Annotated in this window: 14 protein-coding genes and 1 riboswitch; of the genes, 9 read left to right on the top strand and 5 right to left on the bottom strand. The window is 61.0% G+C overall.

The features are described from left to right. Window positions 1–33: 33 nt before the first annotated feature. The 3 genes from U5G49_RS34470 (at window position 34) to cydX (ending at window position 2,998) form a co-directional block, all read left to right on the top strand. On the top strand, window positions 34–1,614 hold the full coding sequence (locus U5G49_RS34470) for a cytochrome ubiquinol oxidase subunit I (RefSeq protein WP_193445115.1): 1,581 nt from the start codon (window positions 34–36) through the stop codon (window positions 1,612–1,614). A 6-nt stretch (window positions 1,615–1,620) separates the two neighbouring features. Next, window positions 1,621–2,775, top strand: coding sequence for a cytochrome d ubiquinol oxidase subunit II (cydB, locus tag U5G49_RS34465; RefSeq protein WP_018448947.1), 1,155 nt, complete (start codon window positions 1,621–1,623; stop codon window positions 2,773–2,775). A 100-nt stretch (window positions 2,776–2,875) separates the two neighbouring features. Then, window positions 2,876–2,998 (top strand): cytochrome bd-I oxidase subunit CydX, encoded by a 123-nt coding sequence (cydX, locus tag U5G49_RS34460; RefSeq protein WP_017957645.1) that lies wholly within the window; start codon window positions 2,876–2,878, stop codon window positions 2,996–2,998. Window positions 2,999–3,041: 43 nt separating this feature from the next. On the opposite strand, the gene U5G49_RS34455 is transcribed toward cydX, so the two are convergent. The 5 genes from U5G49_RS34455 to U5G49_RS34435 form a co-directional block, all read right to left on the bottom strand. Then, entirely contained in the window at window positions 3,042–5,045 is a 2,004-nt protein-coding gene (locus tag U5G49_RS34455; protein WP_193445116.1) for an aldo/keto reductase, read from the bottom strand. A 38-nt stretch (window positions 5,046–5,083) separates the two neighbouring features. Further along, entirely contained in the window at window positions 5,084–6,166 is a 1,083-nt protein-coding gene (locus U5G49_RS34450) for an ABC transporter ATP-binding protein (RefSeq protein WP_105010140.1), read from the bottom strand. Window positions 6,167–6,186: 20 nt separating this feature from the next. Beyond that, complete coding sequence (locus U5G49_RS34445; protein WP_018247017.1) at window positions 6,187–7,023, bottom strand: carbohydrate ABC transporter permease; 837 nt, start codon at window positions 7,021–7,023, stop codon at window positions 6,187–6,189. Then, window positions 7,020–7,880, bottom strand: coding sequence for a carbohydrate ABC transporter permease (locus U5G49_RS34440; RefSeq protein WP_018247018.1), 861 nt, complete (start codon window positions 7,878–7,880; stop codon window positions 7,020–7,022). The genes U5G49_RS34445 and U5G49_RS34440 overlap by 4 nt, the downstream gene beginning before the upstream one ends. Window positions 7,881–7,963: 83 nt before the next feature. Then, a complete protein-coding gene (locus U5G49_RS34435) occupies window positions 7,964–9,238 on the bottom strand; it encodes an extracellular solute-binding protein (RefSeq protein ID WP_018247019.1) in 1,275 nt (424 codons plus the stop codon). A gap of 86 nt (window positions 9,239–9,324) precedes the next feature. Here U5G49_RS34435 and U5G49_RS34430 point away from each other — a divergent pair, with 86 nt between their 5' ends. The 6 genes from U5G49_RS34430 to U5G49_RS34405 all read left to right on the top strand — a co-directional run bounded on the left by U5G49_RS34430 (window position 9,325) and on the right by U5G49_RS34405 (window position 14,904). After that, window positions 9,325–10,242: a helix-turn-helix domain-containing protein gene (locus U5G49_RS34430; RefSeq protein ID WP_193445117.1), complete on the top strand. Its 918-nt coding sequence runs from the start codon at window positions 9,325–9,327 to the stop codon at window positions 10,240–10,242. A 213-nt stretch (window positions 10,243–10,455) separates the two neighbouring features. Continuing rightward, window positions 10,456–10,564, top strand: a riboswitch (guanidine-I (ykkC/yxkD leader). 74 nt (window positions 10,565–10,638) lie between these two features. Continuing rightward, a complete protein-coding gene (locus tag U5G49_RS34425; protein ID WP_047622182.1) occupies window positions 10,639–11,712 on the top strand; it encodes a putative urea ABC transporter substrate-binding protein in 1,074 nt (357 codons plus the stop codon). A 65-nt stretch (window positions 11,713–11,777) separates the two neighbouring features. Next, window positions 11,778–12,596: an ABC transporter permease gene (locus tag U5G49_RS34420; protein ID WP_193445118.1), complete on the top strand. Its 819-nt coding sequence runs from the start codon at window positions 11,778–11,780 to the stop codon at window positions 12,594–12,596. Beyond that, window positions 12,593–13,423 carry an ABC transporter ATP-binding protein gene (locus tag U5G49_RS34415; protein ID WP_193445119.1) on the top strand — a complete coding sequence of 277 codons (831 nt, stop codon included), beginning with the start codon at window positions 12,593–12,595 and terminating at the stop codon, window positions 13,421–13,423. The genes U5G49_RS34420 and U5G49_RS34415 overlap by 4 nt, the downstream gene beginning before the upstream one ends. Further along, window positions 13,420–14,241: an urea amidolyase associated protein UAAP1 gene (locus U5G49_RS34410; RefSeq protein ID WP_193445120.1), complete on the top strand. Its 822-nt coding sequence runs from the start codon at window positions 13,420–13,422 to the stop codon at window positions 14,239–14,241. The genes U5G49_RS34415 and U5G49_RS34410 overlap by 4 nt, the downstream gene beginning before the upstream one ends. A gap of 12 nt (window positions 14,242–14,253) precedes the next feature. Continuing rightward, entirely contained in the window at window positions 14,254–14,904 is a 651-nt protein-coding gene (locus tag U5G49_RS34405) for an urea amidolyase associated protein UAAP2 (RefSeq protein WP_193445121.1), read from the top strand. Window positions 14,905–14,907 lie beyond the last annotated feature (3 nt).

Here is a 14,907-nt window from a genome sequence, read left to right as displayed (position 1 = left end):
CGCCCGTACCCCGTGGGACCGTGGGAGAAGACAATGGAACTAGATATCGTAGCACTTTCGCGCTTCCAATTTGCGCTGACGGCGCTTTACCACTTCCTGTTCGTGCCCTTGACGCTCGGCCTGTCCGTGCTCTTGGCGATCATGGAAACCGTCTATGTCATGACCGGCCGCCAGATCTGGCGACAGATGACGAAATTCTGGGGCACGTTGTTCGGCATCAATTTCGTGATCGGCGTCGCCACCGGCATCGTCATGGAGTTCCAGTTCGGCATGAACTGGAGCTATTACAGCTATTATGTCGGCGACATCTTCGGTGCGCCGCTGGCGATCGAAGGGCTGATGGCCTTCTTCCTCGAGGCGACCTTCGTCGGGCTGTTCTTCTTCGGCTGGGACAAACTGTCGAAGGTCGGCCATCTGGTCGCCACCTGGGCTGTGGCGCTCGGCTCGAACTTCTCAGCGCTGTGGATCCTGATTGCCAATGGCTGGATGCAGAACCCGGTAGGATCGGCGCTCAATCCGCAAACGATGCGCATGGAGATCACAAGCTTCTTCGATGTGGTCTTCAACCCGGTGGCCCAGGCTAAATTCGTCCATACGGTATCGGCAGGTTACGTCTGCGCTTCGATCTTCGTGCTCGGCGTCTCGGCCTGGTATATAATCAAGGGCCGGCATATCGAGCTTGCCAAGCGTTCGATGACGGTCGCCGCCTCCTTCGGCCTCGCTTCGGCGCTTTCGGTCGTCGTCCTTGGCGATGAGAGCGGTTATCTCGCGACCGAGAACCAGAAGATGAAGCTCGCGGCAATCGAGGGCATGTGGAAGACGGAACCGGCGCCGGCGGCCTTCACCGCCTTCGGCTTCCCCGACCAGGAATCCCGCGAAACGCATTTTGCCGTGCACATTCCCTGGGTCATGGGCCTGATCGGCACGCGGTCGCTGACCACCGAAATCCCCGGCATCGACAAGCTCGAACAGCAGGCCGAAACCCGCATCCGCGATGGCATCAAGGCTTACGACGCGTTGATGCAGATCCGTTCGGCACCGGCGCAGGATCAGGTTGCGCAGGAAGTGCGCAGCTCCTTCGAGGATCTCGGCCATGATCTTGGTTATGCTCTTCTTCTGAAGCGCTACGTCGACGATCCTCGCCAGGCGACCGACGAGCAGATCGTTCAGGCCGCGCGCGATACCATCCCGCACGTGCCGACGCTCTTCTGGTCCTTCCGCATCATGGTCGGCCTCGGTATCTTCTTCATCCTGCTGACCGCCACCTTCTTCTGGCTGTCGGCGCGCCGCCATCTCGACAAATATCCGTTGCTTCTGAAGATTGCCGTGCTGGCGATCCCCCTGCCCTGGGTTGCCATCGAACTCGGCTGGGTCGTCGCCGAGTTCGGCCGCCAGCCCTGGGTGATCGAAGGCGTGTTGCCGACGGCCGCCGCCGTGTCCAGCCTCGGCGCCGGCACCGTGCTTCTGACCATCATCGGTTTTGCGGCGCTCTACACGACGCTGATCGTCATCGAGATGGGCCTGATGATCAAGGCAATCAAGCAAGGACCGGAGCCGGACGACGAGCCGGAAGCGGTTCTGATTTCCGAAACCCTCGTCCCCGCCGCGGAGTGACCTGCCATGATCCTTCACGAACTCATTGACTATGAAACCCTGCGTCTCATCTGGTGGCTGCTGCTCGGCGTGCTGCTGATCGCCTTTGCGACAACAGGCGGTTTCGATCTCGGCGTCGGCACCCTTCTGCCTTTCGTTGCCCGGACCGATACGGAACGGCGCGTGGCGATCAACACCATCGGCGCCACCTGGGAGGGCAATCAGGTCTGGCTGATCCTCGGCGGCGGCGCCATCTTTGCCGCCTGGCCGCCGCTTTATGCGGTGTCCTTCTCGGGCTTCTATCTGGCGATGTTCGCGATCCTCTTCGCGCTCATCCTGCGCCCAGTCGGCTTCAAATATCGTTCGAAGCGGGAAAGCGCCAGCTGGCGGAGCGGCTGGGACTGGGCGCTGTTCGTCGGCGGTTTCGTGCCGTCGCTGATCTTCGGCGTCGCAGTCGGCAACGTGCTACAGGGCGTGCCCTTCCGCTTTGCCGACGATATGCGGATCTTCTACGAGGGCTCGTTCTTCGCCCTGCTCAACCCCTATGCTCTGCTCTGCGGCCTGCTTTCACTAGCCATGCTGACGATGCATGGTGCGGCCTGGCTGGTGTTGAAGTCGAGTGGCCCGGTCGCAGTGCGTGCCAGAACCTATGGCAGCATCGCCGCCCTTGCCGTTATCGTGCTTTTCGCACTCGGCGGCCTCTTCCTGTGGATCGGTGTCGGTGGCTATCGCATCACCAGCGATATTAGCCCGATCGGTCCCTCCAATCCGCTGCTGAAGACCGTAGCGCTGGAGAAAGGCGCGTGGCTTACCAACTACGCCGCTCATTCCTGGATGATCATCGCGCCCGTCCTCGGCTTCGTCGGCGCGGCGCTGGCGTTCATCGCCATGCGGGTAAGGCGCGAGGTCATGACACTGCTCTTCAGCAAGGTGGCGATCTTTGGCATCATCTCGACGGTCGGCCTGTCGATGTTCCCGTTCATCCTGCCCTCCTCGCTTGATCCGCGATCGAGCCTGACGGTCTGGGATGCGTCCTCCAGCCACATGACGCTGTTCATCATGCTGGTGGTGACGGTGATCTTCCTGCCGATCATCTTCGCCTACACAGCCTGGGTCTACAAGGTTCTGTGGGGCAAGGTCGATGAGAAGTCGATCACCGACAAGAACAGCCACGCTTACTAGAGCGATTCAGGAGAACCGCTCTAACCTTTTGTTTTTACGCAATTCCGGACGGAAAACCGCTTCGCACTTTTCCTGGAATTGCTCTGAGGGAGACCAAACGATGTGGTATTTTGCATGGATCCTCGGCCTGCCGTTGGCCGCGGCTTTCGCCGTTCTCAACGCCATGTGGTACGAGCTGATGGACGACGCGGCCAGGAAGAAAGCTTCCGAGCCGCGCAAGTAGAAAAGCAAAGGGCGCGGTTCAAACCGCGCCCTTTGCTGTTGCGTCAGCCTTCCAGCCACTTCACCTGATCGGGCGTCAGCTTGATGTCGAGCGCCGAGAGACTGTCTTCCAACTCGGCGACGGTGCGCGGCCCGATCAGTGGAATGACCGGGAAAGGCTGGGCGATCACATAGGCAAGCGCGATATGGATCGGATTGCGGCCGAGTTTGCTGGCAAGCTCGATGGCGCGGTCGCGACGTCCGAAGTTGCGCTCGGAATACCAGACCCGGACGATTTCCTCATCAGCCCGCTTGTCGCGGCCGGCACGATCGGTAAAGAAGCCGCGACCCTGGCTCGACCAGGCAAAGTTCGGGATCTGCTTGTCGTTCAGCCACTTTTTCCAGTCGTCATCGGAAGCGGCAACGCAGCCGGCCCAGATCGGGTCGAGCATCTCGGCGAGCGAGAAGTTGTTGGACAGTGCTGCCGGCGCCGTCTTGCCGGTCTTTTCGGCATAGGCGATCGCCTCGTCAAAGCGCGCCCGCGTCCAGTTCGAGCCACCGAATATGCCGCGGATGCGTCCGCGCTTGACCTCGGCATCCATGGCATCGACGAACTCGCCGACGGGCACGTCGGTATTGTCGCGATGCATGAAATAGATGTCGACATAGTCAGTCTTCAGCCGGGAAAGCGACTGGTCGAGCTGCTTTGTGATCATATCGGGATAGCAGAGCGGCGAATGCGCGCCCTTGCCGATCAGCACGATCTCCTCGCGCGGCACCATGCGGCTCGTGTGCCAGTCGCCGAAGATCGCTTCCGTCTTGCCACCGCCATAGACATAGGCCGTGTCAAAGGCATTGCCGCCGGCCTCGTAGAAGGCGTCGAGCGTCAGCGAGGCAGAGGCGAAGTTCGGAAAGAACTCGAAGCCGAGGGTCACGACCGAGGCCGGCTTGGAAATGCCGGGAATTTCACGCTGCGGAACGCTGTTGCCGCGCGCGATCGCGCCGCCGGCAATGTTTGCCGTGCGTTTGCTGGCTTTTTCCACGCCGTATTCGAGGCCGACCGAGGCACGCCACTGGTCGAGCACCCGCAGGTTTCCGATCGAATCTGCCCAGCTCATGCCTGGAGAGCTGAATTCGGTCTTGCCGGCGCGGATGGCGTCGCCTGCCGCGTCCGCCTCAAAGGAATAGAGCCAGCGATCCTCCCTGAGTTCGACGGTTTCTCGGCTGCCGCCCTTGAAGATCTCGATCTTGCCGACGCCGCCCTTGTGGCCGGAGGCAAACCAGAAGTCCTGGACCTCGATCCGGCCCTCGGAGCCGATGATGCGCAACACATTGTCCTGCTGCGCCATGATCGAGCAGGAGACTTCGGCGATGATCTCGTTCGGGAACTTGAGCACGGCAGATGCCCATTCATCGACGCCGCTCTGGCCGAGATGGGCGACGCCCGAGACCTTCTCCGGTTCGAGGAAGGCCTTGCCCTCTGCGGCGCCGGCAATCAATCTGGCCATCGAGACCGGATAACCGCCGACATCGAGAATGCCGCCGCCGGCGGTGTCGTTGGCGAAAAGCCGGTGTTCCGGCTTGTAGCTGCCCATGTTGAAGCCGAAGCTCGAGCGGATGATACGGACAGTGCCAATGACGCCGCTTTTGACGAGTTCGACCAGTTTCTCCGTCTGCGGATGCACGCGGTACATGAAGGCTTCCCCGGCAAAGACGCCGGCTTTTTTCGCCTCGTAATAGACCGCTTCGGCATCATAGGCCGAGAGTGCGATCGGCTTTTCCACCAGGATGTGCTTGCCGGCGCGTGCCGCCTTGATCGCCCATTCGGCGTGGCCGGTATGGGGCACGGAGATATAGACAGCATCAACTTCGGGGTCGGAAAGCAGCGCCTCGTAGCCGTTGACGATGCGGGCGCCGGGGAAGTTTTCGGCAAGACCCGGCTTTGCCGGATTGCGGGTAGCGATCGCCACCAGCTTCCCCGTGCGAGAATGGGCGACGCCATCGGCAAAGGTGCGGGCGATGGTGCCGGGGCCGATGATGCCCCATCGGATCGGTTGATCTGAAGTCATGGAAAATCCTCTTTCGTCTTTCTGTCCTGGGATTTGGTTCAGCGAAGCCGTTTACCGGCGCCGTCGAAAAGGAATGTGCGGTTGGCGGGAAGGCCGACTGTCAGCGTCTCGCGATTGCCGGCGACGCGCGATTCCGGCCGCTCGATGATCAGTTGCTCGGGGCCGATGGTGGCGTAGATGTAACTGGTATTGCCGAGATGTTCGGCGACGTCGATGGTGACGGTGAGGTCGGCATCGCCCATGCCCGCATCGACGAAATGTTCGGGACGGATGCCGAGCGTCACCTTTGCGCCGGCTTCGATCGGATCAGCGACAGGCAGCGGCAGGCGCGTATTGGCGTCGCTTTCCAAGGCAATCACCACCCGACCCGGCTGCGTCTCAACCACCACGGCCTTCAGGAAATTCATCTTCGGCGAGCCGACGAAACCGGCGACGAACTGGTTGGCGGGATCATCGTAAAGGTCGAGCGGCGCGCCGATCTGTTCGATATTGCCGGCGCGCAGCACGACGATCCTGTCGGCGAGTGTCATCGCTTCCGTCTGGTCGTGGGTGACGTAGATCATCGTCGTGCCGAGCTGCTTGTGCAGTCTTGATATTTCGACGCGCATCTGCACGCGCAGTTCCGCATCGAGGTTCGACAAAGGTTCGTCGAACAGGAAGACTTGGGGTTCGCGGACGATGGCGCGGCCGATCGCGACGCGCTGACGTTGGCCGCCGGAAAGCTGCTTCGGCCGCCGCTTCATCAACTCAGTGATCTGCAGGATCTCGGCGACATGGCGCACGCGCCGCTCGGTATCGGCCTTCGGATTGCCGTTCATGCGCAGGCCGAAGCTCAAATTTTCCTCGACGGTCAGGTGCGGATAGAGCGCATAGGACTGGAAGACCATGGCGATGCCGCGATCAGCCGGCTCGACGTCGTTGACCACCCTGCCGCCGATCTGAAGCTCGCCTGATGTAATGTCCTCGAGGCCGGCGATCATCCTGAGCAGCGTGGACTTGCCGCAGCCGGAGGGGCCGACGAAGACGACGAATTCGCCGTCCTTCACCTCCAGATTGGCGCCGTGGATGATCTCAAAGCCGCCGAAGCGCTTGACGATGTTGCTGAGTGAAAGCTCTGCCATGCGGCCTCCCTATTGTTCGATTATTTGATTGCGCCGGCCGCGATGCCGGCGATGAAATGGCGCTGGAGAGCCACGAAGACGACAAGGATCGGCGCCGTCAGCAGCACCGCGCCGGCCATGATGCCGCCCCATGAGACCTTGGTGAGGCCGATCAGCGTTCCCAGTGCCACCGGCGCCGTCATCATTCCCGGTTTGGAATTGATCAGCAGCGGCCAGAGGTAGTTGTTCCACGAGGCGAGGAAGAGGATGATCGCCAATGCCGCCATGGTCGGGCGCGCCAGCGGCAGGGCGATGCGCAGGAAGATCTGCCATTCCTTGACGCCTTCGACCCTGGCCGCATCGAAAAGCTCGCCTGGCATCATCGAGAAGGATTGCCGCATGAACAGCACGCCGAGCGAATTGAAGAGCGGCGGCACGATCAGCGCCACCCAGGTGTTTGCCAGCTTGAATTCGCGTGCCACCATGATGAATTGCGGGATGACCACCACCGAAAACGGCAGCGTGATCGTGCCGAGGATGATGGCGATGACGATGGAGCGGCCGACGAAACGGTACCGCGCCAGCGCCCAGCCCGCCATCGAGGTCAGCAATACCGACAGGACCGTATAGATGAGCGCGACGCCGACGGAGATCACCATGGCGCCGATGAAATCGGTATCGGCCTGCAGGTTCTTGAAATTCTCGACGAAGTTGGTCGATGGCCAGAGCACGATGTCAGGGCTGAAGATGCCGTTGTCGGGCATCGTCGAGAAGACGAACATCATCCAGAGCGGAAACAGCCAGATTATCGCAAGCGGCGCCAGTGCGGCATGCAGCGCGATCTGTCGCAGCAGAAGGGATTGCGATTTGGATCTCATTTCGGATCCCTCCCGACCCAGAGATTGAGAAGCGAGATCGCCACGGCAAGGGCAGCCATCGTATAGGCGATCGCCGAGGCATAGCCGAAGTTCAGCGAGGTGAAGCCTTGGCGATAAAGTAGCAGGCCGAGCGTCTCGGTGCCGCCGCCGGGACCGCCACGATTGGTGATCAGGAAGGGCTCGGTGAAGAGCTGCATGGTGCCGATCACCGAAAGAACCACGCAGAAGAGGATGATCGGTTTCAGAAGCGGCAGGGTGATATGAAAGAATTGCTGTACCTTGCTCACCCGGTCGAGTGTCGCCGCCTCATAGACATCGTCAGGAATCGACTGTAGGCCGGCGAGGATGATGATGGCGTTGTAGCCCGCCCAGCGCCATGTGACGGCAAGGATGATCAGCGCCATGGCGGCATTTGCATTGTCGAACCAGGAGACCGGGCTGAGACCGACGGCCGAGATCAGCTTGTTGATGATGCCGAAATCGAGGCTGAACATCAGCCGGAAGACGGCAGCATAGGCGACCTCGCCGACGACGACGGGCGCAAAGAAGGCGAAGCGGAAGAGCGGCCGCGCTTTCAGCAGCGGCGAATTGAGCATTACCGCCATGACCGTCGCGAGTGCGATCATCACCGGTACCTGAATCAGCAGGATGATCAGCGTATTGTAAAGAGCATTGTAAAAGGCCGGGTCATAGAAGAGCCGGCCCCAATTGGCCTGGAAACTGAATTTCCACGGGTTGATTCGCGTGTTCTGAAACGAAATCAGGAACGAATTGATGATCGGCCAGACCCAGAAGGTGGCAAAGACCAGCAGATAGGGGGCGAGGAACGCATAGGCGCTCCGGGTTCTGAACGGCATCAAGCCTCCTCCTCACGAGCGAATGACCGGCCGCTTTGCAAACCGGGGGAAAGCCGGGCGCCTGAAGCGCCCGGCATCGTCATTCATTGCGCGATAGGGAGGCCGGTCGCCGAAGCGATCTGCTTGGCGGCGTCGTCGAGAGCCGCCTTCGCATCGGGATAGCCGCCAGCGAAGAACTTCGTCTGCGTTGCCTTGAAGATGGCTTCCGCATCACTTTGGAAGGCTGTACCGCGGCTCGGTACGATCTTCGGCAGTGTCGCCAGGATATCGGCCCAGACCTTCTGGCCGCCCCAATAGGGTTGCGGCTCATTGACGAAGGGATCCTTCTCGGCCGAAAGCAGCGACGGAACCAGACCGAACTCCTTCAGCATGGTGATCTGACCCTCATCAGTGCCGAGGGCGTAATTGACGAACTTCCAGGCGGCTTCCTTATTCGCGGATGTCGCCGAAATGGCGAGCGACGAACCGCCGAGATTGGCCGCATGCGGGCCATCGGCGGTCAGGCTCGGCATTCTGTAGACGCCCCACTTGCCCTTGAGATCGGGAGAGGTCGAGCGCACGGTGCCCTCATACCAGCCGCCATATAGCTGGCTTGCGGCCTTGCCGGCGGTATTGGCCTGGATCTTTTCGTCCCAGTTGGCCGACGTCAGCGTCCCGGCATCCTTCATCTCCTTCACCTTTTGCAGCGAGGCGACGCAGGCCGGCTGGTTGATGGTGATGTTCTGACCGTCGGTCGAATAATAGCCGCAGCCCTGTTCGTTGGCGATCATGCGAAACCATTCGCTGTCGCCGTTGAAGTCGGCCTGCGCCATGACGACGCCGGGATTGGCGGCGGAAATCTTTTTGCCGGCAGCGATGAAATCGTCCCAGGTGCTGATCGTGCTCGGATCGACGCCGGCCTTTTCGTACAGATCGCGGCGGTAGAAGACGGCGACAGGACCGGAATCCCACGGCATGGCATAGGCGACATCGCCGACTTCAAGCTCGGTGCGCTTGAAATCAGGGAATTTCGCCTGGATATCGGCCGTGTAGCCGAGCTCCTTCAGATTGGCGAAGCAATCCGGGAAACGGCTCCAGAAGATTTCAGCCTCGAAATTCTCGATGCTGACGATGTCGGGCAAGCCGTCGCCACCGGCAGCGCAGGCAGCGAGCGTCTTGTCGAAGACCTGGCTGTTGCCGAGGTCCTCGACGGTGATCTTGATATCGGGAAACTGCTTGTTGAAGCCTGGAAGCGTGGACTTCAATGCCGATGCAGCGACATTCCAGCTCCAGATGGTGAGATTGGCCGACTGCGCGAATGCGGAGCCGGAAGCAAGCACTGCGACAGCTGCGGTCGCAGCGAGAAGTTTGAAGCGCATTGAAAATCCTCCCTTTTCAATTGCCGATCTTTCACGAACGCGGTTAGACTATCTGTAAGGGAGCGGGTGTCTCCTAAAAAGGGAACATGAATTTGGCGGAAAGTAAGGTCGGCACACGTGCAATCTACCAGCCCGGCGCGAGCAGCATCGAGGGTTTGCCGACAGCGCTGCAGATGTTTCATGCCCATCCGCCTGTTATGGCCATGCCGCACTGGCACGCGCAGGTCGAGGTCAACTACGTGATGCACGGCACCGTGCACTACCGGATGAGCGACCACGAATTCCGGCTGAACGCCGGCGAAATGTGCCTCTTTTGGGGTGGTCAGCCGCATCAGATGGACGAATCCTCGGATGATTCGCTCTATGCCGGCGCCCATCTGCCGCTCGTCTATTTCTTCCGGCTGCGCCTGCCGATCAGCGTTTCCAGCCGGCTGATGAAGGGCGAGACGCTGCTGACCTCGGCAACGGATGCCGCCGACAGGGAGAACTTCACCCGCTGGTTCCGCTATGCCAACTCAGGCGATCCCGCCAAGGCCCAGCACGCCGTCGACGAGCTGCTGCTGCGCATCGAGCGGATCGCGCTCGAACCCTATTCGATGACGTCGCAGGCGGCCATCAATCTCGACGGCGATCACCCGTATCCGCATTCCTCGCGCAGCGTCGCGCGCATGTGCGATTTCATCGCCGCCAATTTCCTGCACGACATCGATTCGGTCGATATCGCCCGCGCCGCCGACCTGCATCCGAAATATGCGATGAACCTGTTCAAGCGATCAACCGGCATGACGCTCAGCAAATATGTGACGCTGCTGCGGCTGTCGCGCGCCCAGGCGATGCTGATGAGCGAGGGCGCCAACGTGCTGCAGGTGGCGATGGACAGCGGCTTCGGCTCGATCAGCGCCTTCAACAAATCCTTCCGCCATATCGCCGGCATGTCGCCCTCGGACTTCCGCCGCGACATCCGGCTGGTGACGACGGTCCCGGCCGGCGCTTTCCGGAACTAGCTCAGGGCAGCCGCAATTCGGCGTCCTGTGCGTTTCTGCCCGCGACTTGTCTTTCATTGGGCAAAAAAGAACCAACGCCTACGGCGACGGCAGAATGTGCACATTTTCTGTGCAAGTGCATGCACTATTGTATTTTCTAAGGAATTGATGCCAGAAAACTCTCAATAAAATCAATGATTTATGATTTGGCACACACTTTGCTTCGATAATTGCAGAGTTGGTGGCTAGGGTTCCGGCGTCGTAAGGCGTGGCTGGTCCGAGAGCTACCACCGGCAGGGGAGACATCCCGCCGGGTGCACGGCGGGACAAAAGCCCGGGAGACCTCGTAAGCCAAGGGATTGGCGGCACGATGGTCATTGCCGATCCCTTTTGAAGAAAAGCAAAAGGGGAATTTCAATGCAGACTTTTTCGAAGATTCTATCGATTACCGCACTGACGGCGTCCCTGGCGCTGGGACTCGGCTCCATCGCGAAGGCCGAACAGAAGACCGACTTCAAGGTCGCCTGGTCGATCTATGTCGGCTGGATGCCCTGGGGCTACGCCGCTGATCACGGTATCGTCAAGAAATGGGCCGACAAATACGGCATCAAGATCGAGGTGACCCAGTTCAACGACTACGTCGAATCGATGAACCAATATACCGCAGGCGCCTTCGACGCCGTGACGCTGACCAATATGGACGGCCTGTCGATCCCGGCTGCCGGCGGCGTCGATACCACAGCCGTGATTGTCGGCGACTTCTCGAACGGCAATGATGCCGTCATCCTCAAGGACAAAGCGAGCCTTGCCGACATCAAGGGACAGAACGTCAATCTCGTCGAATTTTCTGTCTCGCACTACCTGCTCGCCCGCGCGCTCGAAAGCATCAAGCTGACCGAGCGCGACGTGAAAGTGGTCAACACCTCCGACGCCGATATGGTCGCCGCTTACAAGACGGCTGACGTGACCGCGGTCGTCACCTGGAACCCGCTGGTCTCGACCATCCTCGAGGATCCCACCGCCAAGAAGGTCTTCGACAGCTCGCAAGTGCCGGGCGAGATTATCGACCTGATGGTCGCCAATTCAGGCGTGCTGAAGGACAATCCGAATTTCGGCAAGGCGCTCGCCGGCATCTGGTATGAAACTGCAGCATTGCTGACTGCCGACAGTGCCGACGGCAAGGCTGCACGCGAGGCGATGGGCCAGGCATCGGGTACCGATCTCAAGGGCTTCGAATCCCAGCTTGCCGCCACCAAGCTGTTTGCCAAGCCGGCCGATGCCGTTGCCTTCACTGCCTCGGGCAGCCTGCCGAAGACAATGGATCTCGTCCGCAACTTCCTGTTCGAAAAAGGCCTGCTCGGCAATGGCGCGCCGTCCGCCGACGTCATTGGCATCGAAATGCCGGACGGCAAGATCCTCGGCGATAGCGGCAACGTCAAGCTGCGCTTCACCGAGACCTACATGAAGGCCGCCGCCGACGGTTCGCTCTGAGCGATGTAAAAGCCGCGGCGCGGCGTTGACCGCGCCGCCCGACCTTCATCAGCGGAGCTTTCCTCATGCGCTGGATCAACACAAGGCCGAGCCGGGGCGCGCAGCTTGCCTTGACGCTGCTGCCCTTCGTGCTGCTGATCGTTGCCTACACTTTCGGCTCGGTGGCACGATTGGCGGAAAATGCCAATGACAAGCTGCTGCCCGGTCTTGCCGGTTTTGTCGATGCGATCGATCGCCTGGCCTTCATCGCCGATCCGCGCACCGGCGAATACCTGCTCTGGTCCGATACCGGAGCGAGCCTGGTGCGCCTGCTTGCCGGCCTTGGCATCTCCACGATCACCGCGCTCGTCATCGGCATGCTGATCGGCATGCTGCCTTATATGAGGGCGCTGCTCTCCCCTTTCGTCGCCGTTATCTCAATGGTGCCGCCGCTGGCGCTGCTGCCGATCCTGTTCATCGCCATGGGGCTTGGCGAAGCCTCGAAGATCGCGCTCATCGTCATCGGCGTTGCGCCAACGATGATCCGCGACCTTGCGCTGAAGGCGCTGGAGCTGCCGCGTGAGCAGATCGTCAAGGCTGAAACGCTCGGCGGCTCCTCCTGGCAGATCGGCCTTCGTGTCGTGCTGCCGCAGATCCTGCCGCGGCTGATCACCTGCCTCAGGCTTCAACTCGGTCCTGCCTGGCTGTTCCTGATCGCGGCCGAAGCGATCTCGTCGGATTCCGGTCTCGGCTACCGCATCTTCCTCGTCCGCCGCTATCTGTCGATGGACGTCATCTTTCCCTATGTCGTCTGGATCACGCTGCTCGCCGTGATCATGAATTATATCCTCGATCGCCTCCGCATCGCCATCTTCCCCTGGTCGGAGCTGGAGAAGCAGGCATGAGCGAACTGGTGATCGAAAAGGTCTGGAAAGAGTATGGCGACCAGATCGTCCTCGAAGATGTGTCGCTGGCTGTCGCCGCGCGCGCCTTCGTCGCCCTTGTCGGCCCGTCGGGCTGCGGCAAGTCGACGTTTTTGCGCATGCTGCTCGGCCAGGAGCGGCCGACGCGGGGCACGATCCTGCTCGACGGCGAAGTGCTGCCGCAGGAGCCAGGGCCGGATCGCGGCGTCGTCTTCCAGCGCTACTCCGTGTTCCCGCATCTGACCGTGCTCGGCAATGTGCTGCTTGGGCGCGAACTCTCAGGGTCTCGCTATAAAGCCAAGCTTTTCGGCGCTGCCCGTCGCAACGCCGTCGACGAAGCCCGGCGGCTGATTGCCGAAGTCGGCCTTTCCGGCGCCGAGGACAAATATCCGGCGCAACTTTCCGGTGGCATGCAGCAGCGCCTGGCACTGGCGCAGGCGCTGATCATGAAGCCGAAGGTGCTGCTGCTCGATGAGCCCTTCGGCGCGCTCGACCCCGGCATCCGCGCCGAAATCCACACATTGATGAAGCGGCTCTGGCACGAAACGCAGATGACCGTGGTCATGGTGACGCACGACATGCGCGAGGCCTTCACGCTGGCGACGCGCGTCGTCGCCTTCGAGCGTCGGCGTGACCGCCCGGAGGAAAAGGAGCGCTACGGCGCGACGATCACCAAGGACATTTCCATCTGGCCGCCCAGGCTTGCCGGCGCGCCCTCCGTCTTCAGCCCCGACCGGGACGGCCCGGTCATTTCTCTGGGCCTTCGCCGGGACGACCCGGCTTCCAGTCCGTCAGGAGAAAAACCATGATGCATGTCAGACGTTCGCCCGAAGAGATCGCCGCCAACCGGCAGCGTTATGAGGAACATCAGAAGAAGGGGCTCGAATTCGCGCCAAAGGCCTTGCCGGCGCCGAGCCCCCTGCCCGCCGCCGCAATCGATGCGGCTGCGATCATCCATCAGGAAACCATCCCCGGCGGCTGGTACTGGTCGACCGCGCTGAAGCGCGGCGAGGCGCTCCGCATTGATCAGGGCGAAGGCGGATCGACCGTGGCGCTCGTTGCCTGGAACGCCACTGATACGAGCGAACGGCTCAATCTCGTCGATACGGTCAAGGTTCAGTGGACGACCGCCCTCGGCAAGGGCCGCGTCATCTTCTCAGACATGGGCCGGGTGATGTTTTCGTTGATCGAGGACAGTTCCGGCGCCCATGACTGCCTGATGGGTGGTTCGACGGCAGCTTCGAACGCCGCAAAATATCCTGGCGTCAAGACCCGCAACACCCGCGACAATCTCGTGCTCGTCGCCGGCAAGCTTGGTCTTGCCAGGCGCGACATTCCTGGGATTCTCAATCTCTTCGCCCCCGTCCGCGTCGACGATGACGGTGGCTTCCACTGGCGCGGCAAACTCTCCAACAGCGGCGATTATGCCGAGCTGCGCGCCGAAATGGACATGATCGTCGGCCTTTCCAATTGCCCGCATCCGCTCGATCCCGACCCGGTCTATGCGCCGAAGCCGGCGATCGTCACGCGCTTTCGCGCGCCCGCACCCGCAGTCGACGATCTCGCGCGCACGGCAACCGTCGAAGCCCTTCGCGGCTTCGAGAACAACGCCTCGATGCTGGCCTGAGGGAGGATGACGATGACCGATTTCATCAAGACTTCAGCTTCGCGCAGCCTCGAAAACGCCGTGCAGGAACATTTCATCCCGGCCGAAGCGCCGTGGTCCGGCATCGTGCGCAAGGGTCAGACCATCCGCATCGAGGACAGCTACGGCCAACAGGCAATCGATACGCTGTTTTATCGTGCCGATGACTTTGCCGAGCGTTATTCCAGCCAGGATACGATGCGGGCGCAAGGTGGCGCCTATATCGGCGCCGGCACGAAGATCATCTCGAACGAAGGCAACGTCATGCTGGTCATGACGGCCGATAGCTGCGGCCGCCACGATACATCAGCCGGCGCCTGCTCCTGCGAGAGCAACACGGTGCGCTTTGGCCACGGCACCAAATACCTGCATGCCTGCCGCGACAATTTCGTGATCGAGGTGACCAAACACGGCATGAGCAAGCGCGACATCGTGCCGAACATCAATTTCTTCATGAACGTGCCGATCAAGCCGAACGGCGAGATGACCATCGTCGACGGCATTTCCGCGCCTGGCGACTATGTCGAACTGGTGGCGGAGATGGACGTGCTCTGCGTCATCTCCAACTGCCCGCAGATCAACAATCCCTGCAACGGTTTCGATCCGACGCCGATCCGGGTGCTGATCTGGGACGGCGAGGACTGATCG

The organism is Rhizobium indigoferae (genome assembly GCF_034554815.1).
GTDB lineage: Bacteria > Pseudomonadota > Alphaproteobacteria > Rhizobiales > Rhizobiaceae > Rhizobium > Rhizobium leguminosarum.
The sequence above is the reverse complement of the archived record's forward strand: the minus strand, read 5'-3'. Positions and strand labels throughout refer to the sequence as shown.

Bases quoted from the DNA above. Each gene is read 5' to 3' on its own strand.
- U5G49_RS34440 (WP_018247018.1), bottom strand. From the start codon at position 7,880: ATGCCGTTCAGAACCCGGAGCGCCTATGCGTTCCTCGCCCCCTATCTG.
- U5G49_RS34470 (WP_193445115.1), top strand. From the start codon at position 34: ATGGAACTAGATATCGTAGCACTTTCGCGCTTCCAATTTGCGCTGACG.
- U5G49_RS34430 (WP_193445117.1), top strand. From the start codon at position 9,325: ATGAATTTGGCGGAAAGTAAGGTCGGCACACGTGCAATCTACCAGCCC.
- U5G49_RS34435 (WP_018247019.1), bottom strand. From the start codon at position 9,238: ATGCGCTTCAAACTTCTCGCTGCGACCGCAGCTGTCGCAGTGCTTGCT.
- U5G49_RS34405 (WP_193445121.1), top strand. From the start codon at position 14,254: ATGACCGATTTCATCAAGACTTCAGCTTCGCGCAGCCTCGAAAACGCC.
- U5G49_RS34415 (WP_193445119.1), top strand. From the start codon at position 12,593: ATGAGCGAACTGGTGATCGAAAAGGTCTGGAAAGAGTATGGCGACCAG.
- U5G49_RS34450 (WP_105010140.1), bottom strand. From the start codon at position 6,166: ATGGCAGAGCTTTCACTCAGCAACATCGTCAAGCGCTTCGGCGGCTTT.
- U5G49_RS34455 (WP_193445116.1), bottom strand. From the start codon at position 5,045: ATGACTTCAGATCAACCGATCCGATGGGGCATCATCGGCCCCGGCACC.
- U5G49_RS34425 (WP_047622182.1), top strand. From the start codon at position 10,639: ATGCAGACTTTTTCGAAGATTCTATCGATTACCGCACTGACGGCGTCC.
- U5G49_RS34420 (WP_193445118.1), top strand. From the start codon at position 11,778: ATGCGCTGGATCAACACAAGGCCGAGCCGGGGCGCGCAGCTTGCCTTG.
- cydX (WP_017957645.1), top strand. From the start codon at position 2,876: ATGTGGTATTTTGCATGGATCCTCGGCCTGCCGTTGGCCGCGGCTTTC.
- U5G49_RS34410 (WP_193445120.1), top strand. From the start codon at position 13,420: ATGATGCATGTCAGACGTTCGCCCGAAGAGATCGCCGCCAACCGGCAG.
- cydB (WP_018448947.1), top strand. From the start codon at position 1,621: ATGATCCTTCACGAACTCATTGACTATGAAACCCTGCGTCTCATCTGG.
- U5G49_RS34445 (WP_018247017.1), bottom strand. From the start codon at position 7,023: ATGAGATCCAAATCGCAATCCCTTCTGCTGCGACAGATCGCGCTGCAT.